This is a genomic window from Corynebacterium sp. HMSC036E10, assembly GCF_001836265.1.
GTDB lineage: Bacteria > Actinomycetota > Actinomycetes > Mycobacteriales > Mycobacteriaceae > Corynebacterium > Corynebacterium coyleae.
Genome location: NZ_KV827965.1, coordinates 41,395 through 65,324 on the forward strand (window position 1 = coordinate 41,395; position 23,930 = coordinate 65,324).

25 protein-coding genes are annotated in these 23,930 nt (G+C 63.7%); 13 read left to right on the forward strand and 12 right to left on the reverse strand.

Going from position 1 to position 23,930, the window contains the following annotated elements:
• Positions 1-31 precede the first annotated feature (31 nt).
• The gene (locus tag HMPREF2736_RS02935) at positions 32-1,084 is read left to right on the forward strand and encodes a DUF2189 domain-containing protein (RefSeq protein ID WP_070568375.1); all 1,053 of its coding nucleotides are present in this window, start codon (positions 32-34) and stop codon (positions 1,082-1,084) included.
• Here the strand turns inward: HMPREF2736_RS02935 and HMPREF2736_RS02940 are convergent.
• Positions 1,074-2,009 (reverse strand): acrylyl-CoA reductase family protein, encoded by a 936-nt coding sequence (locus tag HMPREF2736_RS02940; RefSeq protein WP_070828851.1) that lies wholly within the window; start codon positions 2,007-2,009, stop codon positions 1,074-1,076. The genes HMPREF2736_RS02935 and HMPREF2736_RS02940 overlap by 11 nt on opposite strands.
• Positions 2,010-2,044: 35 nt before the next feature.
• On the opposite strand from HMPREF2736_RS02940, the gene HMPREF2736_RS02945 reads away from it, so the two are divergent.
• From HMPREF2736_RS02945 to HMPREF2736_RS02955, 3 genes are read left to right on the forward strand one after another with little or no spacing between them, the layout of a single operon-like run.
• The gene (locus HMPREF2736_RS02945; RefSeq protein ID WP_070828871.1) at positions 2,045-2,536 is read left to right on the forward strand and encodes a VanZ family protein; all 492 of its coding nucleotides are present in this window, start codon (positions 2,045-2,047) and stop codon (positions 2,534-2,536) included.
• On the forward strand, positions 2,533-2,895 hold the full coding sequence (locus HMPREF2736_RS02950; protein WP_070452871.1) for a YidH family protein: 363 nt from the start codon (positions 2,533-2,535) through the stop codon (positions 2,893-2,895). The genes HMPREF2736_RS02945 and HMPREF2736_RS02950 overlap by 4 nt, the downstream gene beginning before the upstream one ends.
• Positions 2,892-3,209, forward strand: a complete 318-nt coding sequence (locus HMPREF2736_RS02955; RefSeq protein WP_070771141.1) for a DUF202 domain-containing protein — start codon at positions 2,892-2,894, stop codon at positions 3,207-3,209. Before HMPREF2736_RS02950 ends, HMPREF2736_RS02955 begins: the two co-directional genes overlap by 4 nt.
• Positions 3,210-3,245: 36 nt before the next feature.
• Here HMPREF2736_RS02955 and HMPREF2736_RS02960 read toward each other — a convergent pair whose 3' ends face one another.
• The 5 genes from HMPREF2736_RS02960 to HMPREF2736_RS02980 form a co-directional block, all read right to left on the reverse strand.
• The gene (locus HMPREF2736_RS02960; RefSeq protein ID WP_070452874.1) at positions 3,246-4,568 is read right to left on the reverse strand and encodes an IS1096 element passenger TnpR family protein; all 1,323 of its coding nucleotides are present in this window, start codon (positions 4,566-4,568) and stop codon (positions 3,246-3,248) included.
• 23 nt (positions 4,569-4,591) lie between these two features.
• Entirely contained in the window at positions 4,592-6,016 is a 1,425-nt protein-coding gene (gene dcuC / locus HMPREF2736_RS02965) for a C4-dicarboxylate transporter DcuC (protein ID WP_070422071.1), read from the reverse strand.
• Between the two features lie 76 nt (positions 6,017-6,092).
• The gene (locus HMPREF2736_RS02970; protein ID WP_070484586.1) at positions 6,093-6,635 is read right to left on the reverse strand and encodes a pirin-like C-terminal cupin domain-containing protein; all 543 of its coding nucleotides are present in this window, start codon (positions 6,633-6,635) and stop codon (positions 6,093-6,095) included.
• A 10-nt stretch (positions 6,636-6,645) separates the two neighbouring features.
• Positions 6,646-7,248, reverse strand: a complete 603-nt coding sequence (locus tag HMPREF2736_RS02975) for a response regulator (RefSeq protein WP_070482281.1) — start codon at positions 7,246-7,248, stop codon at positions 6,646-6,648.
• Entirely contained in the window at positions 7,245-8,396 is a 1,152-nt protein-coding gene (locus HMPREF2736_RS02980; protein ID WP_070828852.1) for a sensor histidine kinase, read from the reverse strand. The genes HMPREF2736_RS02975 and HMPREF2736_RS02980 overlap by 4 nt, the downstream gene beginning before the upstream one ends.
• Positions 8,397-8,508: 112 nt before the next feature.
• Between HMPREF2736_RS02980 and HMPREF2736_RS02985 the strand changes: the two genes are divergently transcribed.
• Positions 8,509-9,465, forward strand: a complete 957-nt coding sequence (locus HMPREF2736_RS02985; RefSeq protein ID WP_371326401.1) for an ABC transporter permease — start codon at positions 8,509-8,511, stop codon at positions 9,463-9,465.
• A complete protein-coding gene (locus HMPREF2736_RS02990) occupies positions 9,465-10,112 on the forward strand; it encodes an ABC transporter ATP-binding protein (RefSeq protein ID WP_070450720.1) in 648 nt (215 codons plus the stop codon). Before HMPREF2736_RS02985 ends, HMPREF2736_RS02990 begins: the two co-directional genes overlap by 1 nt.
• A gap of 52 nt (positions 10,113-10,164) precedes the next feature.
• Here HMPREF2736_RS02990 and HMPREF2736_RS02995 read toward each other — a convergent pair whose 3' ends face one another.
• The 4 genes from HMPREF2736_RS02995 to HMPREF2736_RS03010 form a co-directional block, all read right to left on the reverse strand.
• The gene (locus HMPREF2736_RS02995) at positions 10,165-11,277 is read right to left on the reverse strand and encodes an MFS transporter (RefSeq protein WP_070485006.1); all 1,113 of its coding nucleotides are present in this window, start codon (positions 11,275-11,277) and stop codon (positions 10,165-10,167) included.
• Between the two features lie 81 nt (positions 11,278-11,358).
• Complete coding sequence (locus HMPREF2736_RS03000; RefSeq protein WP_070422066.1) at positions 11,359-12,213, reverse strand: hypothetical protein; 855 nt, start codon at positions 12,211-12,213, stop codon at positions 11,359-11,361.
• Between the two features lie 357 nt (positions 12,214-12,570).
• Positions 12,571-13,542, reverse strand: coding sequence for an NAD(P)-binding domain-containing protein (locus tag HMPREF2736_RS03005; protein ID WP_070828872.1), 972 nt, complete (start codon positions 13,540-13,542; stop codon positions 12,571-12,573).
• Positions 13,535-15,115, reverse strand: a complete 1,581-nt coding sequence (locus tag HMPREF2736_RS03010) for an NAD(P)H-hydrate epimerase (protein ID WP_070828853.1) — start codon at positions 15,113-15,115, stop codon at positions 13,535-13,537. The genes HMPREF2736_RS03005 and HMPREF2736_RS03010 overlap by 8 nt, the downstream gene beginning before the upstream one ends.
• Positions 15,116-15,192: 77 nt before the next feature.
• Here HMPREF2736_RS03010 and HMPREF2736_RS03015 point away from each other — a divergent pair, with 77 nt between their 5' ends.
• From HMPREF2736_RS03015 to HMPREF2736_RS03025, 3 genes are all read left to right on the forward strand, one after another.
• Positions 15,193-16,686 (forward strand): DUF1846 domain-containing protein, encoded by a 1,494-nt coding sequence (locus tag HMPREF2736_RS03015; protein ID WP_070614181.1) that lies wholly within the window; start codon positions 15,193-15,195, stop codon positions 16,684-16,686.
• 65 nt (positions 16,687-16,751) lie between these two features.
• Complete coding sequence (locus tag HMPREF2736_RS03020; RefSeq protein ID WP_070450708.1) at positions 16,752-17,093, forward strand: helix-turn-helix domain-containing protein; 342 nt, start codon at positions 16,752-16,754, stop codon at positions 17,091-17,093.
• A gap of 10 nt (positions 17,094-17,103) precedes the next feature.
• Positions 17,104-18,003 carry an oxygen-dependent tRNA uridine(34) hydroxylase TrhO gene (locus HMPREF2736_RS03025; RefSeq protein ID WP_070828854.1) on the forward strand — a complete coding sequence of 300 codons (900 nt, stop codon included), beginning with the start codon at positions 17,104-17,106 and terminating at the stop codon, positions 18,001-18,003.
• Here the strand turns inward: HMPREF2736_RS03025 and HMPREF2736_RS03030 are convergent.
• Both HMPREF2736_RS03030 and HMPREF2736_RS03035 read right to left on the reverse strand, forming a co-directional pair.
• Positions 17,978-18,442 (reverse strand): hypothetical protein, encoded by a 465-nt coding sequence (locus tag HMPREF2736_RS03030; protein ID WP_070422061.1) that lies wholly within the window; start codon positions 18,440-18,442, stop codon positions 17,978-17,980. The two genes, HMPREF2736_RS03025 and HMPREF2736_RS03030, sit on opposite strands and share 26 nt — an antisense overlap.
• Positions 18,443-18,452: 10 nt before the next feature.
• The gene (locus HMPREF2736_RS03035) at positions 18,453-19,415 is read right to left on the reverse strand and encodes a universal stress protein (protein ID WP_070828855.1); all 963 of its coding nucleotides are present in this window, start codon (positions 19,413-19,415) and stop codon (positions 18,453-18,455) included.
• 101 nt (positions 19,416-19,516) lie between these two features.
• Between HMPREF2736_RS03035 and HMPREF2736_RS03040 the strand changes: the two genes are divergently transcribed.
• From HMPREF2736_RS03040 to HMPREF2736_RS03055, 4 genes are all read left to right on the forward strand, one after another.
• Positions 19,517-19,879: a DUF5318 family protein gene (locus HMPREF2736_RS03040; protein ID WP_070828873.1), complete on the forward strand. Its 363-nt coding sequence runs from the start codon at positions 19,517-19,519 to the stop codon at positions 19,877-19,879.
• Positions 19,880-19,981: 102 nt separating this feature from the next.
• Positions 19,982-22,207, forward strand: a complete 2,226-nt coding sequence (locus tag HMPREF2736_RS03045) for a transglycosylase domain-containing protein (RefSeq protein WP_070828856.1) — start codon at positions 19,982-19,984, stop codon at positions 22,205-22,207.
• A 4-nt stretch (positions 22,208-22,211) separates the two neighbouring features.
• A complete protein-coding gene (locus tag HMPREF2736_RS03050; protein ID WP_083322960.1) occupies positions 22,212-23,726 on the forward strand; it encodes a glycosyltransferase family 87 protein in 1,515 nt (504 codons plus the stop codon).
• Positions 23,723-23,911: a hypothetical protein gene (locus tag HMPREF2736_RS03055; RefSeq protein ID WP_070422058.1), complete on the forward strand. Its 189-nt coding sequence runs from the start codon at positions 23,723-23,725 to the stop codon at positions 23,909-23,911. Before HMPREF2736_RS03050 ends, HMPREF2736_RS03055 begins: the two co-directional genes overlap by 4 nt.
• Positions 23,912-23,930: the final 19 nt, after the last annotated feature.

The following is a 23,930-nucleotide window of genomic DNA, read 5'->3' on the forward strand; positions in this document are numbered from 1 at the left end:
ACTGATACCTATCCAATGAAGGAACACATCAATGTCCACTCCGAACAATGACGGCTTCGAGCCGTATCCGCAGCATCCGCAAGGAAGCCACCCGGAGAACGACGGGGGTTACCCGAGCTACGACAGTTACGCCGACCCCGCCGACGCCGGCAACTACGCCGACCAAGCCGGCAACTACCAAAACGGCTACAGCGACTACAGCGCGTTTGAGGTCAATTCGGCGGCGTCGATGGCGGGCAACACGGCGTTGCGGTTCCATGGCCAGCAGTTGACGGACAACGTTCCGGGCGATGGTGTGAGCCCGCACCCGATTAACGACCCGGCGAATAACGGCTGGTCGCATGTGAAGGGCACTGGCAAGCTGAACATTTTGGAGGCGATCGGCTGGGGCTTCAAGACCGTGTTTGGCAACCCGAAGCTGTGGCTGCCGCTTGGCGTGGTGTACCTGCTGCTGAGCGTGGCGGTGCAGTTTGTGCCGACGGTGGGCACCTGGATTCAGGTGGGCGGCACGACGGTGTTCGGCCCGTGGATGATTGGTGCGGCGTTGCAGGCGACGCTGGCGCGCAACCTGAACTTCGGGGATGTGAAGTCGCCGACGTTTGGTAAGACGCTGGGCATGTCGGTGTTGTTGTCGGTCATCGCCATGCTTGGCATGACGGTGCTGCTGACGGCGCTGGGCATTGGTGCGTTTTCGGCGATCGATCCGACGATGATCCCGGAGAACCCGGAGGCGATCATGGATGACCCGGAGACGTTCTTTGCGGTGATGGGCCCGGTGATGGCGGCATTCGGCATTGGTTTGTTGGTGATGCTGCTGATCAGCCCGCTGTTTATGCTGCAGCCGTGGTTCGCGGGTGACAACAATGGCACGTTTGGCCAGGCGTTCACCGGCGGTTTCAAGGCGGGTGCGCGTAATTATGGCCGTCTGTTGGGCTTCGCGGTGTTGGCTGGTTTGATCAACCTCATTGGTGCGATCCCGTTTGGTCTTGGTTTGATTGTGACCCTGCCGGCGACGATGCTCGCGTTGGCGTACGGCTACCGGCAGATTTCGGCTGGTCCGGTGCCGCAGGAGCCTACAGCTTAACGACGACCCTTCCACCGCCCCGGCCCTCCAACAGGGCCTGGCCGGCTTCGATGACGCCATCCAATCCGATTGTTTCGGTGCGGATGGCGTTTGTGTTGAGGGAGGTGTCGAGGAGTGACCAGGCTTCGTCGCGAAGGTCGTTGGGGGTGTCGACGGAGTTCACACCGATCAGTTGGACACCGCGCAGGATGAACGGCAGGACGGAGGCGGGCAGGTCGTTGCCGGCGGCCATGCCGCATGCGGTGGCGACGCCGCCCCAGCGCAGTTGGGTCAGCGCGTTGGCCAGGATGTCGGAGCCGACGGTGTCGATCACGCCGCCGAGGCGCGCCTTCTGCAGCGGTTTGCCTTTGCCGGTGAAGTCGGCGCGGTCGAAGATTTCGGTGGCGCCGAGTTCGCGCAGCCAGGTGCTGTGTTCGTCGATACGCCCGGTGAGCGCCCAGACCTCGTGGCCGCGCTCCGCGAGCAGAGACACGGCGATGGAACCGACGCCGCCGGTCGCTCCGGTGACCAGGATGGGTCCGTCCACGGAGTAGGAGGCGCGCTCGAACGCCGCGACGGAGAGTGCCGCGGTGTAGCCGGCGGTGCCGATGGCGGCGGCGTCCTCGGCGGTGAAGCGGGATGGGACGCGGGTGATGTGGGTGTCGTCGATACGCACGCGCGGGGTGTAGCCACCGTGACGGCGCTCCCCCAGCCCACGGCCGTTCACCGTGACCAGCGTGCCGTCTTCGAGGGTGCCCACCGCGTCGATGCCGGGGACGCGCGGCAGTTCGCGCAGGACACCGCGGTTGCCGGACAGTGCCATTGCGTCTTTGTAGTTCAGCGACGAGTGCGAGACGTTGATCAGCGTGTCGCCTTCGCCGGCGTATTCATCGCGGGTTTCTACGATCTCGGGACCATTGTCAGTAACCAGCAAGGTGCTATTCATGGTCGCCAGCCTAACGTGCGTCTACCGTGGGGCGGGTGAATACGACCAGAAGTACACCGGCAACGGTCGCCGCGGCAGTGGTGACTGTCGTTGTCGTGCTTGCGTTTACGGTGGGTAAGGCGTTCGTGTCGATCCCGGGAGTGTGGGCGGCGGAGTCGCACCAGATCAGTCAGATCCGGCTGAATCCGTTGCAGACGTTCACGTGTGCGCGGGTGTGGTGGGGTCCGTGGCTGAACTTGTTTGGCAACATTGCGCTGTTCATTCCGGTGGGGTTCGTGGCGTATCGGGGCTCGATCGTGAGGGCGCTCGCGGCAGGCACGCTGTTCAGCCTGGGCATCGAGACGGCGCAGTATCTGGGCGGGTGGGGGTATAGCGATACGGACGATATCATCTGCAACGCGGCGGGTGCGTTGTTGGGGGCGGTGTGGGCGAGGGTGTCGTCGCAAAGCAATAGCGCGATGTGGGTGATCGCTGCGGTTGGGGTGGTTCTCCTGACGGTGTATGCGGCGCTAGGGTTGAGCGCATGAGTGAGCGTGGTTGGTTTACCCGACGGGTGTTTCCGGATGGCAACGAGCCGGATCCGCGTTTCACCTTGGCCAACGAGCGCACGTTCCTCGCGTGGACGCGTACTGCGCTCGCGTTTTTGGCGGGCGGGATTGCGTTGGAGGCGTTTGAGCTTCCGCGTATCGACGACACCGTGCGCTCCATCGCCGCCGCCACCATCATCGTGATCTCAATGGCTATTTCTGCAGGTGCTGCGGTGCGTTGGGTACGGATCGAACGCGCCTTGCGCCACGGCAAACCAATCCCGGCGCCGGCGATCGTGCCGATTCTGGGCATCGGTGTGTTCGTCGCCGCGGTGGTGGTTGGGGTGAGCCTGCTGTGAGCATCGTCGTCGCGGACCCGGGCCTGCAGCCGGAGCGCACCGCGATGAGCTGGACGCGCACCGGGCTGGCGATGCTGGTGTGCGCGGCGACGCTGCTGCGCTGGGCGGACGCTTACCCGGAGTTAATTGTGTTCGCGGCGTGCGCGTTGTCGCTTGGCGCGGTGGCGATCGGGCTGCTGAACCGCCGGCTGTACAGGCGCGACGCATTTGCTCTTGCCGACGAGCGCAGCGCCCCGAACACCGCCCCCATCGCCATTCTCACCGCGATGATGCTGGGCATTGCCGTGGTGGGGCTCTACCTGGTGCTCGCCTGAGTTAACCGGGCGGGGCCAACCGGGCGGGGTCTAGACCTAGCCTTCGTAGTAGGCGCGGTGGAGGTGCATCATGGCGCGGCCTTCGTCGGAAAGCCCGGAGCGGCCCGGTTCGTACTCTTCGACGACGCAGAAGCCGTAAAGCCACGGGATGTAGTCGTCGATGTCGGGGTTGGGTTGGGGCTCCCCGATGAACCAGTCGACGGTGGCGCGCCACAGGTCCGCACCCATGACGGATTCGAAGAAGCGACGCAGGTTGTCGGCGTTGGCGGCGACGGCGTCGTCACTGCTGAGGAAGGTCAGGCCCGCCTTGGTCGGGGTGAGGATTTCGTGGCGCTTCTTTAACAGGCCGGCGTCGAGAAGAAAATCGACGACGGTACCCGGGAACGGCAGCGCTGTGATCTCGCGGATCTCGCGGGATACCTCGGGGGTTAGCTCGCCCACGTTGTAGGGCACGCTGGCGATGAACAGGCTGATCAGGTCGCCGAACACCAAGGTCAGGGAGTTGGGGGCTTCGAGGTCATCGGTGTCGTCGAGAAGCCCTTCGAGCCCTTCGAGCCCTGGCAGGCCGGCGAAGCCGGGCAGGCTGGCCAGTTCGGCGAGTTCGGGGAAATCGGTGCCTTCGCCGAGGACGGAGTTGAAGAAGTCGGTCACGGCCGAGATCATCGCCGGGTTGCGCTCCGGGTGGGGGTCCACGTCCAGGATTTCGCGCAGGCCGGGCTGGGAGTTGATGAAGTTGTCAAAGCGCTCCGCCAGGCCTAGACCCTCGGATTCGGCGGCGGCCATCTCGTCGAAAAACTGCTCCTCGGCGACGTTGGCCATGCGGGAGGCGACCGTGACCGGGTCGGCGAAGGTCAGCCGGTCCAGCATGCGCTCCGGCGGCATGACCGGCAGGAAGCTAAACAGCAAGGTGACGGTGTCCACGTCGGGTTCGATACCGGCGGCGAGCAGGCGGGCCTGGCGGCGGAACTCGGTCATCATGGCGGGGCCGTTGCAGGCTTCGATGACGTCGGGGCCGGCGGCGTCGACAAGCATCGGCGTTGGCGCATCGATGTGGGAGGGGCCGAGGACTTCGACGTGGATGGACCAGTCGGCCGCCGCGTCGTAAATGTAGGTCATCGGCTCCATCTCAGCGACCGTGATGGTGTCTTCGTGCTGCTCACCCGCACCGGGGCTTTCGGCGTACACCTCACGTTGCGTGCCGTGCTTGCCCACGAACAGGTGCGAGGACGCGCCGGAGAACCCGAGGGATGCGTCGATGACCTCGGCGAGCGCGCCGAGCGTCATGTCGGGGTCAACGTTGAAGCAACGTGAGATTTCCGGCGAAGAGTCTTCGACGGTGATCAGCACTGAGACAGTCATACCGGTCACAATACGGACTTTTGCTACACGACGAACAACAGCGCGCACACCACCGACGTGACCATGCCCGCTGCCAACGGCACGAGGGTGCGGCGAACAACGTCAACCGGGTTCACGTTCAGTGCGCCAGCGACGATGAGCACCGCAGCGTTGACCGGGGAAGCCTGGCGCATGGTGTTGGAGGCGGCCCAAATGGAGGTGAGCATCTGCGGGGCGGACACGGCGGAGTCGGCCGCGATGCCCGGCACCATTTCGGAGAACGCGAAGTACGGGGCCACGCCGGAGCCGGTGAGCATTGCCATGACAGAGGTGGCGATGACGAACACCAGCACCATCAGGATCGCAGCACCCGAGGACGCCTGGGCGAGGCTGGTCAGGCCCTCGATAACGCCCATCTGGGTGATGCCTTCCACCAGGATGGCGGCGGCGACGATGAGGGACACCACGCCTGCGGCGCCCTCGCCGAGGCCTTTGAAGAAGTCCTGGAGGGAATCCGCGGCGTAGTTCACGTCGCGCAGGCGGATGGCCTCGATGATCATGGTCAGCATGAGCGACACGACGGTCACGGGGAGAATGCCGGCCTCGAAACCGACGATGTCCAGGCGGTTCAGGATTGCGGAGACGATGATCAGCAGCAGCGGCATCAGCGGCAAGATGGCGTAGAAGCCCGGCAGGCCCTCGGCGCGCTCCATGGCTTCGTGGATGCGGCGGTCGGACTCTTCGTGCTTCGCGGCCTCCAGGTCGGCCTCGCCTGCGGCGGCACCGGCTTTGACCAGGTCCTTCTTGTCGCAGCGGTGCTGCCACCACATGTGCACAAACGCGATGACGATCAGGCCCGGGATGGTGGCCTTAGCCACGTTGCCGAAGGTGAACTCGGTGACCGTCATGCCGGTCAGGTCAGCGGCCTGAATCAGGCCCGCCTCCAGCGGGGACGGGGCAATAGTGGAGGCCGTAGCGACGATCGCACCCACCGTCAGCGGAGTCAGCCCCGCAGCGATCAACGCCGGCATGAGCGTGGCCACGAGCAACAGCGCCAACGCACTGGCAGAGGGCACCACGAACGACAGCAGCGTCGCCACCAAGTAGCCGATGGGTACGAGCCAGTAGGAGCCGTTGAAGCGACGCAGCGGGCTAGACAGTGCCACTACGGTCTTTGCGTCGGCGCCGATGTGGCGCATGTAGCCGACGAAACCGAACAGCACCATAATTGCCATGCCGGTGCCGGCGAAACGGGACTTGAACAGGGCCTCGATGATGAGCAACTCGTCGTAGAACGCGTTGCCGGAAGATTCGAACTCGGTTGAGGCGTAGTCGATGCGGCCGGTTGCGGCGGCGATCATGAGCAGCAGCACACCCACCGCGAAGATGGCGGAGGCGGCGTGGACTTTTTTGTAAATGAAGTAGCCGACGGCAGCGACGGCCAAGACAGCAATCAGAATATATAGCACTATCCGATTATTGCGCTGTTACCGCATGTCTGCACGGTAAGTGGCCTATATGTGGGCAAGATCTCCCCGGTTCGTGTTACTCGGGAAGACCACCCAACACCAGCACGTGGGTGAAATGCTCGGAACGGTTCTCCAAACCGAGCGTGCGCTCACCCGGACCAATGAGCATGTGGGAGTGAGAGACCACCGAGGAGCGGTTGACCTCGATATCGCCGTCGCAGGCAATGATGGCGTACTCGAAGTCAGGGTTGAGCGTCATCGCAAGTTCAGCGTCCGTGGCAAGCGTCATCTGCGCTGCGACACACGGCGTGAGCGTCTCAATTTCTCCTTTGCGGCCGAACATTTCACCGATGAACACGTACGCCTCGCCGGCGGTTCGAGTGGTCACGGTACGCAGCGGAAACGCCTCAGGTTCGGCGATTTGCTGGCGGGCGGGCAACGCATCTGCCTCGATGAACATCTGCCCTTGAGGGCGGTCCAAATCGTCGCCGGTACGCAGCGAGCCGTTATGGCGCCAGGTCAGGCTGGCCAAGCCAACTGGCGCGTCATGCGGGCCGCTGAGCCCCAGCAAGCAGGTACTGGCGCGCCAGGGCCCAGTATGCAGCTCGATGAAAGTCATACGGGACACACTAGATGATGCGACGCTGCCGAGCTTGCTCTACGGCAGCTGTTCTGTTGTCAACCCCCAACTTTGAATAGATGTGGATCAGGTGCGTTTTCACCGTGGCTTGGGAGATGAAGAGCTGTTCGGCGATCTCCCGGTTCGACGCGCCCGTCTGCAGTGCGCGAAGCAGTTCGATCTCGCGGGCGGACAGAGCCTCGTCGGGGTTGACCAGACGGTCTGCCAGCACATTCGCCACTTGCGGAGAGAGCACGCGCTTGCGTTTCGACGCCTGCACCACCGCGTCATGCAATTCATCCTCCGGCGCGTCTTTGAGCAGGTAGCCCATCGCGCCGGACTCCACCGCCGCGACCACGTCGGCCTGCGTGTCGTAGGTGGTCAGGATGAGCACCGGCGGCCCGCCCGCCTTGACCAAACGGCGGGTCAGGTCGATTCCGGACGCGCCGGGCATCTGAATGTCGGAGACCACCACGTCCACGTCTCCCGGCACCTCAACATCGCCGTCGGCGGCCTCAGCCACCACTTCCATATCGCCGAACGAGTTGAGAACGGCGCGAAGGCCGGCGCGGACGACCGGGTGGTCGTCGATAAGCATTACGCGCAGCGTCATTGCTCCTCCACAGGCAGTGTCGCGGCGAGGACGTTGCCCTCCACCGAAAGTTCCCCACCGATCTCCTCCACGCGGGCGCGCAGGCCCTTGAGCCCGTAGCCCTCCTTGCCGGAGATGCCGCGGCCGTTGTCAAAGACGTCGATGGTTGCGGTCGCGCCCAGCTTATCCACCGTGATCACCGCCTTAGATGCGCCCGCGTGGCGCACGATGTTGCTTAAGCCCTCGCGCACCATGCGCTCAGCTACCGACGCCGCCGGCTCCGGCAAATCAACCGCGTTGACCTGCACCTCCAGTGGCTCGTCGAGTGCGCGCTGGCGGTCCGACGCTGCCCGGGCAAGCCGCTCCAACCGTGCCGGAAGCGCCACACGCTGGGGCTTGTCTTCAACCGAGACCGTGTCCGCCGAGTTGATTTTGACAAAACGACGCGCCTCCGCCAGGTTGTCCGCAGCCGTCGAGCGAATCACGTCCAGGGTCTCGCGCGCCGCGGCGTCGTCGCCGAGCTGCTTATCCAGCGCGCGGCCGAGCAGCACGATCGAACTGAGCCCCTGCGCCATCGTGTCGTGCACCTCGCGCGCCAGGCGCGCTCGCTCCTGCGCCACGCCCGCAGCGTGCTCCGCAGCGGCGCGCTCCCGCTGGGCCGAGCGCAGGTCATCGGCCATCTGCTTGTAGTGGTCCGCCTCCGCGCGCAGCGCCCGGTACGCGTGCACGATGAACACCGCGAGCACCGTGCCTATCGACGGCCCCACCACCGCACCGATATTTCCACCCGGCGCTGCCACTGCCCACAGGGACACACACAGCAAGCCGGCCGCAGCCAGCAGCTCCCACCAGCGCGGCAGGATCACACACCCCAACATGACCAGCGGAAACTCCAGCCACACGAAGTCCGCGGAAACCTGCACCAGCCCCACCCACAGCGCGGCCACGACCGCCAGCCACGCGTACGGCGCCCAACTTGGATAGGCCCGGCCCTCGTAGTGCCACACCGTGCCCGCCATGTACACAGCGGCGAAGACGGTGGAGAGAACGAGGCCGGGCAGGGGGTCGTCGATACGCAATTGCCCCATAAGACCCACCACAAGCAATACGGCGACCAGCACGTGCAAGCTCACGCGCAACAAATCCAGAATCCGGGTCGTGGACAACATAGGACTGAGCGTAGATCAACCGATCGGTTGATTGGGATTTCAACCGCCTGCCCGATGTGGAACAGTGCAGGTCAAGGCCATAATCGGTGTCATGTTCGTAGGTTTGAGAGAAATGAAGTCGGCCAAGGGGCGCTTCGGGCTGATCGTGGGCACGGTCACCCTGATCACCCTGCTGGTGGTCGTGCTGACCGGCCTGACCGCAGGCTTGGGCAAGCAGAACACCTCAGCACTTGAAGCGCTCGAGCCGGAATCCGTTGTCTTCCAGGACCCGGAAGACCTGTCGTTTACCACCTCGCGCGTGGAGGCTCGCGACGGCATGACCCCGCTTGGCACCAGCCAAATGCTGCTGACCAAGCAAAACGGCGAAGATGCTGCGGTGGCGATCCTGTCCCTGCCGGAAGGCACTGTGCTGCCGGGCGGCCAGACGCTGGGCAAGGACGCGGTTGCCGCGCCGGGCCTTGAACTCACACAGGGCGAGGAGATCACCGTCGCCGGCAAGGCCATCACCGTCGGCGCGATTGGCGAGGACCTTGCGTTCTCCCACTCCCCTGTCCTGTGGGTGCCCACGGACTTTTGGAAAGAGATCATGCACACCGACGCTGACGGCACCGTGCTGCTCGCCGACCACGAGGTCGAAGGCGGTGTGTCGTTAAAGGAGTCCTTCGAGGGCCTGCCCGCGTACTCCTCTGAGCAGGGCTCCCTGAAGCTCATCCAGGGCTTCCTCTACGCGATCGCCGCGCTGGTGATCGTCGCGTTCCTCACGGTGTGGACGATGCAGCGCGGCCGCGACCTAGCCATCCTGAAGGCCATCGGCGCATCGAACAAGTACCTGCTCAAGGACGCACTCGGCCAGTCCGCGGTGCTGCTCGGCGCAGGTGCGCTAATCGGAGGCGTGGTCGCCTTCGGCCTCGGGCTGGCGATGCAGGGCGCTGCACCGTTCTCCCTGACCGCACTCACCGCCGTCGCCCCGCCAGTTGCCATCTGGGCGCTCGGCATGGTCGGCGCAATGATCGCCACCCGTTCCATCACCAAAGTTAACCCTCAACAGGCCCTTGGAGGTGCCGCATAATGCTTGAACTGAAAAATGTCACCGTCGCCTTCCAGGACGGCCAGGAAATGCGAACCGTGCTGGACAACATGAACTTCACCGCCAAGCCCGGCGAGCTGACCTTCATTGTTGGCGAGTCCGGCTCCGGAAAATCCACCATGCTTTCCGTCGCCGCGGGCCTGATCACACCGGATTCCGGCACCGCCACCCTCAACGGCGTTGAGGTGAACAACGATGTGCGCCGCGACAAGATCGGCATGATCTTCCAGCAGGCCAACCTGATCGCCGCGCTCAACGTTCGCGACCAGCTGCTGGTCACCGACGACATCCGCGGCATCAAGCCACGCCCGGACCGCGCCGATGAGCTCCTGGCCAAGGTCGGCCTCGAGGGTCTTGGCGATCGCCGTATGGGCGAACTCTCCGGCGGTCAGCGCCAGCGCGTCGGCATCGCCCGCGCGTTGATGGGTGAGCCAGAGCTTTTGCTTGCCGACGAGCCCACCGCCGCCCTCGACCACGACCGCTCCCAAGAGATTGTGAAATTGTTGCGTGACCTGGTTGAAGAGCGCAACATTGCCTGCGGGTTTGTCACCCACGACCGCTCGCTGATCAATCCGCGAGACGAGGTCTTCGAGGTTGGCGTCAACGCACGCACCCCGGTCTACGCATAAGACTGCGCTTATATGTCTGGGGTTTGTATGTCTGGTGCTTCAATCGCTGGCGCTAGCGCAGGAGCCTGCGCGACCACAGCGCCAGCACCGCAAACGCCAGCGCGCCGAGCACACCGGTAGAGATCAGGGTGCCGGACAAGTAGCCCGCATCTACCACCGCAGCACCAACCGCGGAACCGGATGCGATGCCGACCTGGAACGTGACCACGTACACCGAACTTGCCAGGTCCTGGTTGCGCTGGCCTGCGTGCAAGAAGATGGTGGTGGCCACCGTGGGCAGCGCACCGGCGGCCATGCCGAACACGGCGATCACCGCGAACATGCCTAGGCCGCTTCCGGCACCGAGCGCGAGCAAACCTGCGATGGCGGACACCACCATCACGGCAGCGGCCAGGGCATTGAGCCGGATCATTCGGCTATCCACCCTCCGGCCGGCGATCGTGATGCCGACCAAGCCCGCGATGCCGTACAGGGACACGCCGAACGGCACATACGCGTGGCCGGCGGTGCCTTCCACCAGCAGCGCCAAGTACGTAAAGGTGGAGAAGATACCCGTCACCGCGAGCAGCACGTACACCACAAGCGAAGGGATGGCGGACTTCGTCTTCGTCACCTTCGCCCTGTTCGCCGGTGGCACCGCCGGCAGGCTTGGCAGGGTAGCGATCAGGGTGACCAGTGCGCCGATCGTCGCTACGCCAAGCACCCACGTGGACGCCCGCCAGCCGATCATCGTGCCCAACGCAGTGGTCAGCGGCGAGCCAGCAACCAGCGACAAGGTAGAGCCGATGGACACCGCAGCCACCGCTTTACCTGTCTGCCCGGCGGGAGCGATGCGTGCCGCCATCGGGTTGACCAGCGACCAGAACACGCCGTGTGTAAATGCTGCGGTGACGCGCCCGGCCACCAGCATCCAGTAGTTGCTGGCTGTTGCCTGCAGCACGATCCCGCCGAGGAGAAACACCAGAGTGGCGATAAGCAGCGGACGCCTATTGACGCTGCGTGTGAAGTGGATCAGCGGGATGGTCACCACTGCGACCAAGCCCGCATAGACGCTCATGAGGAGGCCAATTTGGCCTTCGGAGACGCCGAGGTCTCGCGCCATCGGGGAGATGAGCCCCACCGAGAACATCTCGAAAGTGACATAAACAAAGGCGGCGAAACTCATCGCCGCCAGTGGTACGAGGGGGAATTGGCCCGGGGTTTTCTGGGGGGTTTTCGCGGTGTTGGACACCGCGCCAAATTACGCCTATCGCCCGCCCATGACAAATGCTGCCCCAGCGCCACCAATGATTGTCAACAGAGCGACGACGATGCCGATGATCGCACCGACAGGCATCGACGCTTGTGGTTCGTTCTTCTGGCGCTCAACCGAGGTGGAGAAGTCAACGCTGATGTTGGTGGTGGTCTTCGACTCAGTCGGTGTGGACGGCTCTGTGGTCTTGCCAGGCTTGTCCTTGCCGCGCTGTACCGGTGGCACGTCGTACGGAGTGGTCGGCTTGGGAGCGACGGGCAGAGTGACCGAGCCGCCACCATTGGCGCAGGCCTCGCGTGCCTTCTTGAAGGCATCGCGGAACTGTGCCGCATTGACCGAGCCGATGGCTTCCTTGGACGAGGCGTGCGCGTTTACCCACTTTTTGCGCTGGTCTGCCGGCATGTCTGCCAGAGCGCCCTCGAGAAGCCTGTCGCTAATTTCCTGTGGGAAAGCGGGGTAAATGTCGCGTGGGTCAGTGGCGCTGATGGTGCCACTTTCAAGGGCGTCATCCACAACGCGCCAGAACTCAACATGATCCAGCGCCAGTCCGTCTTCACTGGATACCAGCACGCTGTTCATGATTTCGGTGAAGTACCACTTTGCGCCTGCCGGATCTACATTTGCGGCAGTAGCGATGCGGTCTTCCCAACGGGCGGTTTCAGCGTTGCGGTTGGCATGGAACTGCCTGAAGTATGGGCCGTTGAATGCTTCGAGGAATTCTTGTGCGATGGGCGCAGCTTCCGGGAACGCTACCTCGAAGGCGTTGGTCCACTGCTGTTTTTGCTGCGCTTGGGGGCTCCTAAGGTCTCGCGGCAATGCTGCGGCGAAATCCTTTTCTGCAATGCTCATTTGCAATGAGCACACGCCGTTAATGGGCTTGCCTACAGTGGCCGCGTCGGCGGAGGGCACGGCAGTGACAGCCGCTGCTGTAGTAGCTGTCAGGGCAAGCGCTGCGATCCTCCGTTTATTTAACACATAAGTAAGCGTAGCGCAGATGTCCAACTATTCACCCTTCGTGAGTAGGGTGACCTGCGTCTCAAGTGCGGGCCAGTCCGTGCTTAATTAACGTACGTGCTGGTTGGAGAAAGCTGAGTTAGTGCTACTCAGGAAACTCTCATGCAACGAAAAGGTGAATGTATCCCCGAAAAGGGCTATTTTTCCACGTCAAGGCCTAAATAACACCTATGTAATTTTGTCGAAGCGTGCTTACCTGCGACGGTGTGCGCCAAAAGAATCGGCGATCCGAGCCGCAATATCGCGGGCAAACGGGCTCACCCCTCGAATCGTTCCGGCACCCGGTCCGTTGATGTTGTCAAACCCCAACACGTACAAACCATGCGTGTCCCGGGGCAGCCCGCGGATAGGCCCGAGGGCCGGGCGAAACCCGGTTGCCCAGATGATCACGTCCGCGTCCACCTCGTCGAGCGAACCTACCATCGGACGCGCCTGAAGCAGGCCGGCGTCGCGCGCTCGGCGCACCTCCGGTACGACGACGATCTCTCCGCCGAAGTCCACCCCGCCCGGATCTGGCTCCCCCTTCGCAATCGCAGTGAGGCGCTCACGATTGCGGCGAAACAGCGTGGAACCGTCCACGTCGTCCGGCATGAAACCCGGTGCAGAACGTGTCAGCCACTGCGCCTTTACCCCGGCTAGCGCGAGGTCCGCCGTGATCTGGGCACCCGAGTTACCGCCACCGACGACCGCGACGCGCTGGCCTGCGAAATCTCCCGGTCGCGTGTAGTGCGCCGAGTGCAACTGCCTGCCCGAGAACTCACCCGGCACAAACGGCACGAACGGCGCCGACCAGATCCCGGTTGCAACCACCACGTTGCGGGCGTGGAGGTTTTGGGGGCGGATGGTGAAGCCAGTGTCGTCGATAAGCACACGCTCCACGCGCTGCCCACGGCGAATGGGAAGGTCGTAGCGGGCCTCGTAGCGCGTTAAATAATCGACGACATGATCACGCGGCGGATACCCATCAAACGAAGGCATCGGCCAACCCGGCAGGTTGGAAAACTCCGCGCGCGAAAACAGCGTCAGCGAGTCCCAGTAGTTCGGCCACGCCCCACCGGGAGCGTCGGCGGCATCCAAAACCACGAAGTTCACGCCGTATTTGCGTAGGTAATACGACACGGCAAGGCCGGACTGGCCGCCGCCGATCACGACCGCATCAAGCATCATTTCGCATCTTCGCGGTTGCGGGGCGGATGAACTCGGCGATCCGGCTCGCTGGCGCCGTCGCGTCACCGTACGCAGTAGCAGCGGCCAGTTTCGCAGCCAAAGCGTGCACGGCCACCGCGCCGGCGAGTGCGACCTCCTCCCATAGCCGCTTGGCATGCATAAGCGCCAGGTGCGCCCCCGCGATGCCCGCGAGCACATCGCCCGATCCCGGAGTCGCCGCCCAGGAATGCCCCGCGTCGATCGCGTACGCCGTGTACGGGTCGCCCTCGTGCGCAATCACCGTCACCCGCCCCTTGCGTACCACCGTGCACTGCAGCGCGGCGGCCAGGGCGATGGTCTCCGCCATGCGATCGCTCTCCCCCACGTCGGCGGCTTCACACAGCCGGGCGAACTCGCCGTCGTGCGGGGTCAGCACGGTCATCTGTTCGCGCTTGGCCACCTGTTCGCGCAGGTTGGGGTGTTGGGTGAGGAGGGTCAGGCCGTCGGCGTCGATAAGCACAGGCACCTCCTGGCCGAGCACCCACCGCAACTCCGCCGCCGCAGCCTCGTCGGTGCCCGCGCCCGGCCCAAACACCCACGCCTGCACCCGGCCAGCATCCTGGAGCGTGTGCGTAGCGACGACCTCCGGATGCGCCCGCACCACCTCCACCGCCTGCGGGCCGGCGTAGCGCACCATCGCCGGTGTGGCGTTCACCGCGCCCGCAGTAGACAGGATAGCCGCGCCGGGATAGTCGCCGCTGCCTGCGCGGATGCCGACCACACCACCGGTGTACTTGTCGTCCTCAGGCCCTGGCGCGATGTCTTGGAGCGGTGGCTGCCACAGGGTCTGTATCCCGTCGGGCCACTTCTGCTCGGTCCACTTCTGCTCCGGCAGCACCGCCCGGTTTGCAATCAACAGCGGCGGGCCATCCTCTGCCCACAAGGTGAGTTGGTCGCCGAGCGTTTCGTGCAGGCGCTTGCCCGGCAATCCGATGTCGGCGAGCAACTGCACCCCGCACGCTGGCGACAGCCCGTGGGCGCGGCGCAACCCGCCGAAGGTGACCGTCACATCGGCGTTGACGTGGCACTGCCCTGCCCAGCCGGTGTCGGCCTCCACGCCGGTGGGCACGTCCACGGCCAGCACTTGGGCGTTGAGTGCGTTGGCTAACTCGACGGCGGGGCGAAGGTTCTCGCGTACCTCGCCGGTCGCGCCGATGCCCGTCATCGCGTCGATAACCAGGGCGTAGTCCTGCCACTGCTCCGGGAGTTCCTCCAGCACCTCCCCGCCGGCCGCTGTGAACGCCCGCAGGGCACGCTCCTGCGCCGAGCCTGTGGGCAACACCGCATCCACCCGGTGGCCTGCCAGCAACAACTCCGCGCCGGCGTAGAGGCCGTCTCCCCCGTTGCCGCCAGGCCCTGCAAGCACGAGCACCCGGGCGCGTGCCTCAGTACCTTCAGCGAGCATCACGTTGGCTACCTCCGCCACGGCGTGGGCAGCGGATTGCATCAACTGGTCCTCGAACTCCTGCGCCGCAAGCAGGGGTGCTTCCGCAGCTCGGATCTGGTCGGCGGTAAACGTGGAGGAAAACATGCCTGCCACCGTAGCGCTACCACCGTGTGGAGGTAGCGGGGTGCGTGGTGTCGCAGCAAAGCAATAGAATTGCGCGCATGCCGTACACGACCGGTTTTGACCGCGAAAAATACATTGCAATGCAGTCCGAGCACATCCAAGCGCGGAGAGCCGAGGTAGGCGGCAAACTCTACCTGGAGATGGGTGGGAAGCTTTTCGACGACAACCACGCCTCCCGTGTTCTCCCCGGATTCACTCCGGATAACAAAATCGCCATGCTTGACCGCATCAAGGACGAAGTGGAAATTGTCATCTGCTTCAACGCTGGTGATGTCATCCGCCAAAAAGTGCGCGCTGACCTGGGTATTACATACGAAGATGACGTGCTGCGTCTTGTGGATGTGTTCCGCGACCGTGGCTTCCTCGTCGAAAATGTGGTGTGCACCCAACTCGACGGCCACAACCGCACCGTGGAGGCGTTCCTCGAGCGTCTTTCTCGCCTTGGCCTGAAGGTGTCGCGCCACTACATGATCCCTGGCTACCCCAACGACACCGCCAAGGTGGTCAGCGAAGAAGGGTTTGGCCGCAACGACTATGTGGAAACCTCCCGCGACCTGATTGTCATGACTGCGCCGGGACCTGGCTCCGGCAAGCTGGCCACCTGTCTGTCGCAGGTCTACCACGAGAACCAGCGAGGCATTGCCGCAGGTTACGCCAAGTTTGAGACGTTCCCCATCTGGAACCTGCCGCTCTCCCATCCGGTGAACCTAGCCTACGAGGCGGCCACCGCGGACCTGGACGATATCAACGTGATCGACCAGTACCACCTCGACGCCTACGGGGAGAAGGTCACCTCCTACAACCGCGACATTGAGGTCTTCCCGCTGCTGAAGACGCTGCTGCGTGAGGTTACGGGCACCGAGCCGTACCAGTCCCCGACCGACATGGGCGTCAACATGGCGGGCTATTGCATTTCCGACGACGAGGCCTGCCGCCACGCCGCCCAGCAGGAAATCATTCGCCGCTACTTTGCATCGCGTGTCGACGAACGCCGCACCGGCTCCGACTCCTCCATCTCTGACCGTGTGATGAACGTGATGCGCAAGGCGGATCTCTCTGTGCAGGACCGCGTTGTGGTTGCCCCTGCGCTCGACGTCGCGGAGGCGACCGGCAAGCCGGGCGCGGCACTTGAGTTGCCGGACGGCCGCATTGTTACCGGTAAGACTTCTGACCTGCTCGGACCTTCGGCTGCGGTGCTGCTCAATGCCCTGAAGCAGCTCGCGGGTATCGACGACGATGTGCACCTGCTCTCCCCCGATTCCATCGAGCCGATCCAGTCGCTGAAGACCCGCCACCTGGGTTCGGTCAACCCGCGCCTGCACACCGACGAGGTACTTATTGCCTTGTCCGTGTCGGCGGCTTCGAACCCGGACGCGGCGCTCGCGTTGGATCACCTGAAGTCCCTTCGTGGTTGCGATGCTCACATCACGGCGATCCTTGGGTCTGTGGACGAGGGCATTTTCCGCAACCTTGGTGTGCTTGCAACGTCTGAGCCGCAGTACTGGCGAAAAGGGCTGTACCACAAACGCTAAGAAAATCTTAGATTTCTTCTTTAAAACGGCTCCGCTCGTTGTATTTGTGGTTTATGGTCGCCTGTATGCCTGTACAACAACCGCCGGTGGAGACCGCGTTGGCTCAGCTCAACGACGGCATTGCTGCCGCCCGAGCTGACCAGCGTGAGGAAGTCACGCTACCCAAACAGACCGCTGCCTGGATCCGTGATCTGCTCGAGGATCTTGCGGAGGGGCGCCTCATGCGCCCACCCAGCCCCGAAGATGAAATGACCACCCAGCAGGTAGCTGACCTGCTCAACGTGTCTCGTCCATACGTGGTCAAGCTTATCGACGAAGGCACACTGCCCGGCCACAGAGTCGGTACACACCGCCGCGTGTACACGCGCGACGTATACGCCTACAAAGAACGGACCCGCTCGACGTAGACTGCCAGGCATGACCAGCAAAATCCTGCTCTACTACAAGTTCCAGCCCATCGCCGACCCGGACGCGGTGCGTCTGTGGCAGCGTGACCTGTGCGAAGGGCTCGGCCTGACCGGCAGGATTATCGTCTCCGAACACGGCATTAACGGCACCGTCGGTGGCGACATCCGTGCCTGCAAGACCTACGCGAAGAAGACCAAAGAGTACTTCAAGGGCATCGAGTTCAAGTGGTCCGAAGGCGGTGCCGAAGACTTTCCGAAACTCAGCGTCAAAGCCCGCGACGAGATCGTGGCGTTTGGCGCGCCGGGGGAGTTGAAGGTTGATGAAAACGGTGTGATCGGGGGAGGCAAGCACCTCACTCCGCAGCAGGTCAACGAGTTCGTGGAGGCCAACCCGGACGTGGTCTTCTTCGATGGCCGCAACACCCGCGAGGCCGAGATCGGACGGTTTAAAAACGCGGTGGTGCCAGATGTGGAAACCACTCACGACTTCATCAAAGAGCTCGAGTCCGGCAAGTACGACTGGATGAAGGACAAGCCGGTCATCTCGTACTGCACCGGCGGCATTCGCTGCGAGGTGCTGTCCAGCCTGATGATCAACCGCGGGTTCGAAGAGGTCTACCAAATCGACGGCGGCATCGTCCGCTACGGCGAAGCCTTCGGCAACTCCGGACTGTGGGAAGGCTCCCTCTACGTGTTCGACGACCGCATGCACACCGAATTCGGTTCCGCGGACGACCCGGACTACGTCCAGCTCGGCCACTGCGTGCACTGCGGGGAGGCGACCAACCAGTTCTACAACTGCGCCAACGAGCCGGAGTGCCGCCAGCAGTACTTAAGCTGCGAGGCCTGCCGGGAGAAGAACCCGTACTGTGCGCAGTGCGCAACTACATCGTTGCCAGCATCCCAATAGTCAGAATCAGCCACGCCATGGTGAACGGCACGAGCGGGATCCAGAACACGCCCATCCACGGGATCCAGCGCTCGTAGCGGTTGAGTTTGCGCACCATGATCACCGCGCAGCCAATCAGGCCGGCGATCGGTGGGAGAGAGGTGACTACAGCCCAGGTGGTGCGCCAGGTTGGGGTGCACAGCCAGGTGGCGTCGCCGTCGCTGCACAGCGGCCCGCCCTGCAGGCGGGCGACCAGGCCTAACACAAACGCCAACAGGAACGTCACCCCAACGGTGCCCAGCGCCCACGTGATCGCCTGACGGGTGGAGCGCTTATTGCGCCGGTCTACCTCCAGCGGATCCGGGGCATCCGCCAACTCATCAAAGGAACGGGGCTCCGGGCGAACGCGGGAAAAGCGGTCGGCGGGGGAGTGCAGGTCGTTTTCAGGATGGTCGCGCATACGCCCTAACCTACTTCGCTGCCTCCGGACAGACGATGACGGGCACAGGCGCGTAGCGGATGAACTCGCCTTCGAGCGTGCCCAAAAACACCGTGCGCAGATTCGGCGACGGCTGCGAACCCAGGCACATGATGTCGCCCTTGCGCCACTTCACCGAGTCAATCGAGCGCTTCCAGCTCTTGCCGGTGGACACGGAGCTGGTCACGTCGAAATGGTCGAGGCGGTCGGGGGAGAGTTCGCATGCGTACTCCCAGGCTCGGTCGCGGGCGTGGTCAAGCATGCCAAGGGTGCGTTCGTACCATTTCGGGCCGTGCTCGTCGTAACTCGTCGGGGAGAACGCGATGATGCGCAGCGGCAGGGGCAGCGCGCACGCGAGGGCGGTGGCGTAGTCCAGGCCGTAAAACTCGGGCTCTTTCTTCCCGTCGGTGTCCACCACGGCGTAGGTCACGCGCGTGATGCCCTTCTTAGACAGCTTCACTCCGCGCGGTGCCAGCCCGAGGGGGATGGGGGAGGAGTAGAGCATTTCGTCCGTAACGCTGGACGGGCGTAGTCGGCCCTTGGGTGATTTTGCGCGGGAGCCCATGACGATGAGGTCAGCGTTGAACTCTAAGGCGTTGTCGAGAAGCGAGCGGACGGTATCTTTGCCGTCCTTGAGTGTGGCCACCTCTTTGGACCACTGCGCTTTCGGGATCTGCCCGTCGAGTTCTTCGACCACGCGTTTGTGGAACTCTTCGCGCATCTTCTTCAGCTGCTTCTTGCGGCTCTTCGCCGAGGTTGTCAGCGCCTGGATCGGCGGCAGTTGCGCAGATGCCATGACCTGCACCTTCATCGGCAGGGAGCGGCCGAGCCAGGCGGCAAACTCGACGGCTTCGCCGCTTGTGGTGTCCCAGCCAACCGCAACGCGGAGAGGAGCATCCGAATCGACAGTGTTCGGTAGGCGTGCAGACTCGGGGGATACAGCGTGGTGGCTCACGTCGTGGCTCCTCGAAGTGGCAGTGTCGCTAGCAAACGTTTGAACATCAACATCATATGTGGCGTCGGCGACGCACCGAAAACGGCGTTACCATTGCGCAGATGTTTGTGTATGAGGGTGAGGTGTCGCACGAGTGGCGTCGTCGCCACGCATTGCGCGAGCTCAACGCAGGGCGCATGCGTATCGACGACGCCTGCGACGCCGACTTCATCCTCCGCGCCGCCGCCGAACACCACGGCACCGCATCCCCACGGCCCTGCCCCATCTGTGGCGCTGAACTGCGGGAGATCACCTGGGTATACAGCGAAAAACTCGGCCGACGCACCGGCACCGCCCGCAGCGCAGAAGAAATCGACCGCATAGTGCACGAGGTCGGCCCCATCACCGTCCACTTCGTGGAGGTTTGCCGCGACTGCAAGTGGAACCATCTGTTAAAGGAAGTCACTGCAGTACCAGTAGTGTGATTTCGCGTTGGCCGGGTAGGGTGTGCATAGAAAACGAGTAGGTAGCTCGCGGTTTCGCCCTCCCCGCGGGGGCCGCGAGTCAAATTGCGCAGGGAAAAACGAGTGTCAGATAAAGACAACGGCGGCGACACGACCGCCAAAAAGAAAAGCAATGGCTCAACGACCGTCACAACCAAGAAACGGTCGCGCGCATGGCAGTGGTTTATCGCGTTCTTGCTGTTCTTGGCCATGATTGCGGCGATCCCGCTGGCGTGGTTCTTCTGGAGCTACGCACGCGCCGAGGTGCCCGAGCCGGGCAAGATTGAAACGGCGCAGATCTCCAACATCTTCTACCGCGACGGCGACAAGGAACTCGCCCGCATCGTCCCGCCGGAAGGCAACCGTAAGCAGATCCCGCTTGACCAGGTGCCCGAAGACGTCCAAAACGCGGTGCTTGCGGCAGAAGACCGTGACTTCTGGACCAACTCCGGCTTCTCCCCGACAGGCTTCGCTCGCGCCGCCATCGGGCAGCTCACCGGCAACGCATCCGCAGGTGGCGGCTCCACCATCACCCAGCAGTACGTGAAGAACGCACTGGTGGGCAACGAGCACTCCTACGAGCGTAAAGCTAAAGAGCTCGTCTACTCGGTGAAGATGACCAACCAGTGGGAAAAGGCCGACATTCTGCGCGCCTACCTGAACACGGTCTACTTCGGCCGCAACGCCTACGGCATCGAAGCCGCAGCGCACGCCTACTTCAACAAACCAGCCTCCCAGCTCACACTGGAGGAGGGCGCAGTCCTGGCCGCGTCGATCCAGCTGCCGAGCCAGCTTGACCCGTGGAGCAACCGCGAAGCCGCGGAAGGCCGCTGGAACTACGTCATGGACGGCATGGTGGAAACCGGCGCCATCACCCAGGAGCGTCGCGCGGCCGCCCACTACCCGGAGACCCGTGACCCGGCCACCTACTCGGCCTACACGGAAGCAACCGGCGCAAATGGCCTGATTAAAAACCAGGTTGTGGCGGAGTTGGCCACCATCGGCATCACCGAGGACGACCTGACCAACCGTGGCCTGCAGATCACCACCACGATCGATGCCGGCACCCAGCAAAACGTCGAAGAGATCACCCGTCAGCGCCTGTCCTACCTACAGGATGACGCCCGCTCCGGCGTCGTTGCCATCGAGCCGAGTACCGGTGCCGTGCGCGCCTACTACGGCGGCGACGACCCGTCTGGCTGGGACTACGCCAACGCGGGCCTGCAAACGGGTTCGACGTTCAAGATCTTCGCGCTCGCGGCCGCCCTGCAGCAGGGCATCCCGCTGACGTCCATGTTCGATTCTTCCCCGGTGACCCTGCCGGGCAACCACGTCGTGACCAACTGGGACGGCGGCGGAGGCGGAATGCTGTCCATGACTGAGGCCACCCGCGTGTCCTCCAACACCGCGTACCTGCGCATCCAGGACGAATTGGATAACACCACCCAGGACACCGCCGACATGGCGCATGCCCTCGGCGTGGCCAAGTCCATCCCGGGCATCCCTGTAACGCTGCGTGAAAACGGCGGCCAGCCCTACGAAGGCATCGTGCTGGGCCAGTACCAGTCGCGCGTGCTGGACATGGCTACCGCAGTGGCAACCCTGACCAACCGCGGCGCCATGCACCCGACCCACTTCGTGGAAAAGGTTGTGGACGCCAACGGTGAGGTCCTCTACGAGGTGGACCGCAACTACACCGAACGTCGCGTCTCCGAGCAGGTGGCGGACAACGTCCTCGAAGCAATGCAGACCGTGCCGGCGTACTCCAACGCGGTGCTCGCTGGCGGCCGCCCGTCCGCGGCAAAGACCGGCACTGCGCAGCTGGGCAACACCGGCATGAACAAGGACGCCTGGATGGTCGGCTCCACCCCGCAGCTCGCTGTGGCCGTGTGGGTCGGTACCGCCGACAACACCTCCGCCATCTTCAATGAGTGGGGCGGCAACATGTTCGGCTCGAACACGCCGTCGCAGATCTGGAAGCAGGTCCTGGACACTGAGCTGGCGGATCAAGACTTTGAGTACTTCGAGCCGGCAAGCCCGGTGTACTGGGGCGTGAACGCCTACAAGGGTGGCGTTGGCCTGGGTGGTTACTACTCCACTCCGGCAACCCAAAACTCGGCTACCGGGACTGCGCCGACGGAATCCGAGTCGGCTGCATCTTCCGCTCCGAGCGAAGCACCTGCTCCGGCACCAGCACCGGCTCCCGCGCCAGCACCGGCACCTGCACCTGCTCCCGCACCGGCGCCTGCGCCGGACTTGCGTGATGCTGTCAACGATGTGATCGGCCAAGTTCAGGAGGCGTTCCAGTAACAGCATGTCTCAGACTGATCAAACAACCGTCACATGGCCGGACCCGGCCGACCGCGTCCAGCCCGGCAAAACCGAACCGGTGGCACGCGGCTGGGTGAACTACCTCGGCGGACCAATGGGCCGCTTCGCCCAGATCGGCCGCGCCCGGTTCTGGACGCCGCTGCGCGCCATCATCGCCGTCGCATACATCTTCTTGTCCTTCGGCGCACTACAGAAGTCGCGCTGCGCTGGCGGCAAACTGGACGACAACGGCATCATGCAGCTCAACTGGGACGGCAACCGCCAGTTCGTCGCTGCCTGCTACAACGACATCATCCCGCTCTACGGAGCACGCGGTCTGGACCAGCCGGGCTTTGTCTACGCCTACTCGTGGGTAGAAGACGACCTGACCCGCTACATGGAATACCCGGTGCTCGCTGGCCTGTTCCAGCAGCTCAGCGCCTGGATCGCGCGCGGTACCTACTTCCTGACTGATAGCTTCCTGCCGGAATCCGGCTGGTACTTCTACGTCACCGCACTGCTGATGTCCATCATCTGGGTGATCACCATCCGCATGGTCGCGGAACTTGCCGGCAACCGCATCTGGGACACGCTGCTCGTCGCCGGTTCGCCGCTGCTGATCGTCCACGCGTTTACCAACTGGGACATCCCCTCGATCTTCTTCGCCGTCGCAGCGATGCTCGCGGCGCGCAACCGCAAGTGGTGGCTGGCCGGTGTGCTCGTCGGTTTGGGCACCGCGTTCAAACTGTGGCCGCTGTTCATCCTCGGCGCGTACGTCACTGTGGCGATCCGCAAGCGTGACCTCGTGCCGTTCTTCAAGATGGTCGGCGCCACCGCCATCACCTGGATCGCCGTCAACGCGCCGGTGTACCTGCGTTACCCAGACGCATGGAGCGAGTTCAACCGCCTCAACACCGACCGCGGCTGGGAGTGGACCACCATCTACGCGGTGCTCTCCCGCGAGTTCGGGTGGGCCGGCTTCGACTCCGGTGAGGGCGCCCCGGTGATCCTCAACGCCGTCACCCTGATCCTGTTCCTGCTCGGCTGCCTGTTCGTCCTCATCCTCGGCCTGCGTGCGCCGCAAACCCCGCGCATTGCGGAACTGATCGTGCTCATCGTCGGCTTCTTCCTGCTGTTTAACAAGGTATGGAGCCCGCAGTACTCTCTGTGGTTCGTGGTTCCCGCGGTCCTCGCACTGCCGTACTGGCGTCTGCTGCTGTCCTGGATGGTGGCGGACATGATGGTTTGGCCGGTGCTGATGTGGCACATGATGGGCGACGACAACATGGGTGTGCCGGGTTGGTTCCTGGACATCTTCATCCTGGCGCGCGATGCGTTTATCGTGGCGGTGATGGTGCTCGTCGTCAAGCAAATGCTCGGCAAGCGCCCGGACAAGGTCCGCGACGCGCACAACGGCCACGACCCGCTGATGTCGCTGCCTGCGCAGTGGAAAGAGCCTGTGCTTATCGACGAGCCCACGCCCGAGCCTGAGGTGGAGGCGGTGAGTACGCAACCATGACCACCGCAACGGTCCTCGGCATCGTCTCTATCCTGATCGCGTTTGCCCTGTTCGGCGCGTCGTTCTACATGGCAACGAAGGGCCGCAAGAAAGAGTCGATCATCTACGGCGCGGTTGCGTTTGTGTTCATGACGATCATCCCGGTGTCGCTCGCACTTTTCGTCGCGGTGCCAAACCCGACCTGATCTTCGTCGTTACAGTGGG

What these genes read in the sequence shown, in the direction of transcription:
- HMPREF2736_RS02935 (WP_070568375.1), top strand. Translation starts at nt 32, where the DNA reads ATGTCCACTCCGAACAATGACGGCTTCGAGCCGTATCCGCAGCATCCG.
- HMPREF2736_RS02940 (WP_070828851.1), bottom strand. Translation starts at nt 2,009, where the DNA reads ATGAATAGCACCTTGCTGGTTACTGACAATGGTCCCGAGATCGTAGAA.
- HMPREF2736_RS02950 (WP_070452871.1), top strand. Translation starts at nt 2,533, where the DNA reads ATGAGTGAGCGTGGTTGGTTTACCCGACGGGTGTTTCCGGATGGCAAC.
- HMPREF2736_RS02960 (WP_070452874.1), bottom strand. Translation starts at nt 4,568, where the DNA reads ATGACTGTCTCAGTGCTGATCACCGTCGAAGACTCTTCGCCGGAAATC.
- HMPREF2736_RS02970 (WP_070484586.1), bottom strand. Translation starts at nt 6,635, where the DNA reads ATGACTTTCATCGAGCTGCATACTGGGCCCTGGCGCGCCAGTACCTGC.
- HMPREF2736_RS02975 (WP_070482281.1), bottom strand. Translation starts at nt 7,248, where the DNA reads ATGACGCTGCGCGTAATGCTTATCGACGACCACCCGGTCGTCCGCGCC.
- HMPREF2736_RS02980 (WP_070828852.1), bottom strand. Translation starts at nt 8,396, where the DNA reads ATGTTGTCCACGACCCGGATTCTGGATTTGTTGCGCGTGAGCTTGCAC.
- HMPREF2736_RS02985 (WP_371326401.1), top strand. Translation starts at nt 8,509, where the DNA reads ATGAAGTCGGCCAAGGGGCGCTTCGGGCTGATCGTGGGCACGGTCACC.
- HMPREF2736_RS02990 (WP_070450720.1), top strand. Translation starts at nt 9,465, where the DNA reads ATGCTTGAACTGAAAAATGTCACCGTCGCCTTCCAGGACGGCCAGGAA.
- HMPREF2736_RS02995 (WP_070485006.1), bottom strand. Translation starts at nt 11,277, where the DNA reads ATGAGTTTCGCCGCCTTTGTTTATGTCACTTTCGAGATGTTCTCGGTG.
- HMPREF2736_RS03000 (WP_070422066.1), bottom strand. Translation starts at nt 12,213, where the DNA reads ATGAGCATTGCAGAAAAGGATTTCGCCGCAGCATTGCCGCGAGACCTT.
- HMPREF2736_RS03005 (WP_070828872.1), bottom strand. Translation starts at nt 13,542, where the DNA reads ATGCTTGATGCGGTCGTGATCGGCGGCGGCCAGTCCGGCCTTGCCGTG.
- HMPREF2736_RS03010 (WP_070828853.1), bottom strand. Translation starts at nt 15,115, where the DNA reads ATGTTTTCCTCCACGTTTACCGCCGACCAGATCCGAGCTGCGGAAGCA.
- HMPREF2736_RS03015 (WP_070614181.1), top strand. Translation starts at nt 15,193, where the DNA reads ATGCCGTACACGACCGGTTTTGACCGCGAAAAATACATTGCAATGCAG.
- HMPREF2736_RS03020 (WP_070450708.1), top strand. Translation starts at nt 16,752, where the DNA reads ATGCCTGTACAACAACCGCCGGTGGAGACCGCGTTGGCTCAGCTCAAC.
- HMPREF2736_RS03025 (WP_070828854.1), top strand. Translation starts at nt 17,104, where the DNA reads ATGACCAGCAAAATCCTGCTCTACTACAAGTTCCAGCCCATCGCCGAC.
- HMPREF2736_RS03030 (WP_070422061.1), bottom strand. Translation starts at nt 18,442, where the DNA reads ATGCGCGACCATCCTGAAAACGACCTGCACTCCCCCGCCGACCGCTTT.
- HMPREF2736_RS03040 (WP_070828873.1), top strand. Translation starts at nt 19,517, where the DNA reads ATGTTTGTGTATGAGGGTGAGGTGTCGCACGAGTGGCGTCGTCGCCAC.
- HMPREF2736_RS03050 (WP_083322960.1), top strand. Translation starts at nt 22,212, where the DNA reads ATGTCTCAGACTGATCAAACAACCGTCACATGGCCGGACCCGGCCGAC.
- HMPREF2736_RS03055 (WP_070422058.1), top strand. Translation starts at nt 23,723, where the DNA reads ATGACCACCGCAACGGTCCTCGGCATCGTCTCTATCCTGATCGCGTTT.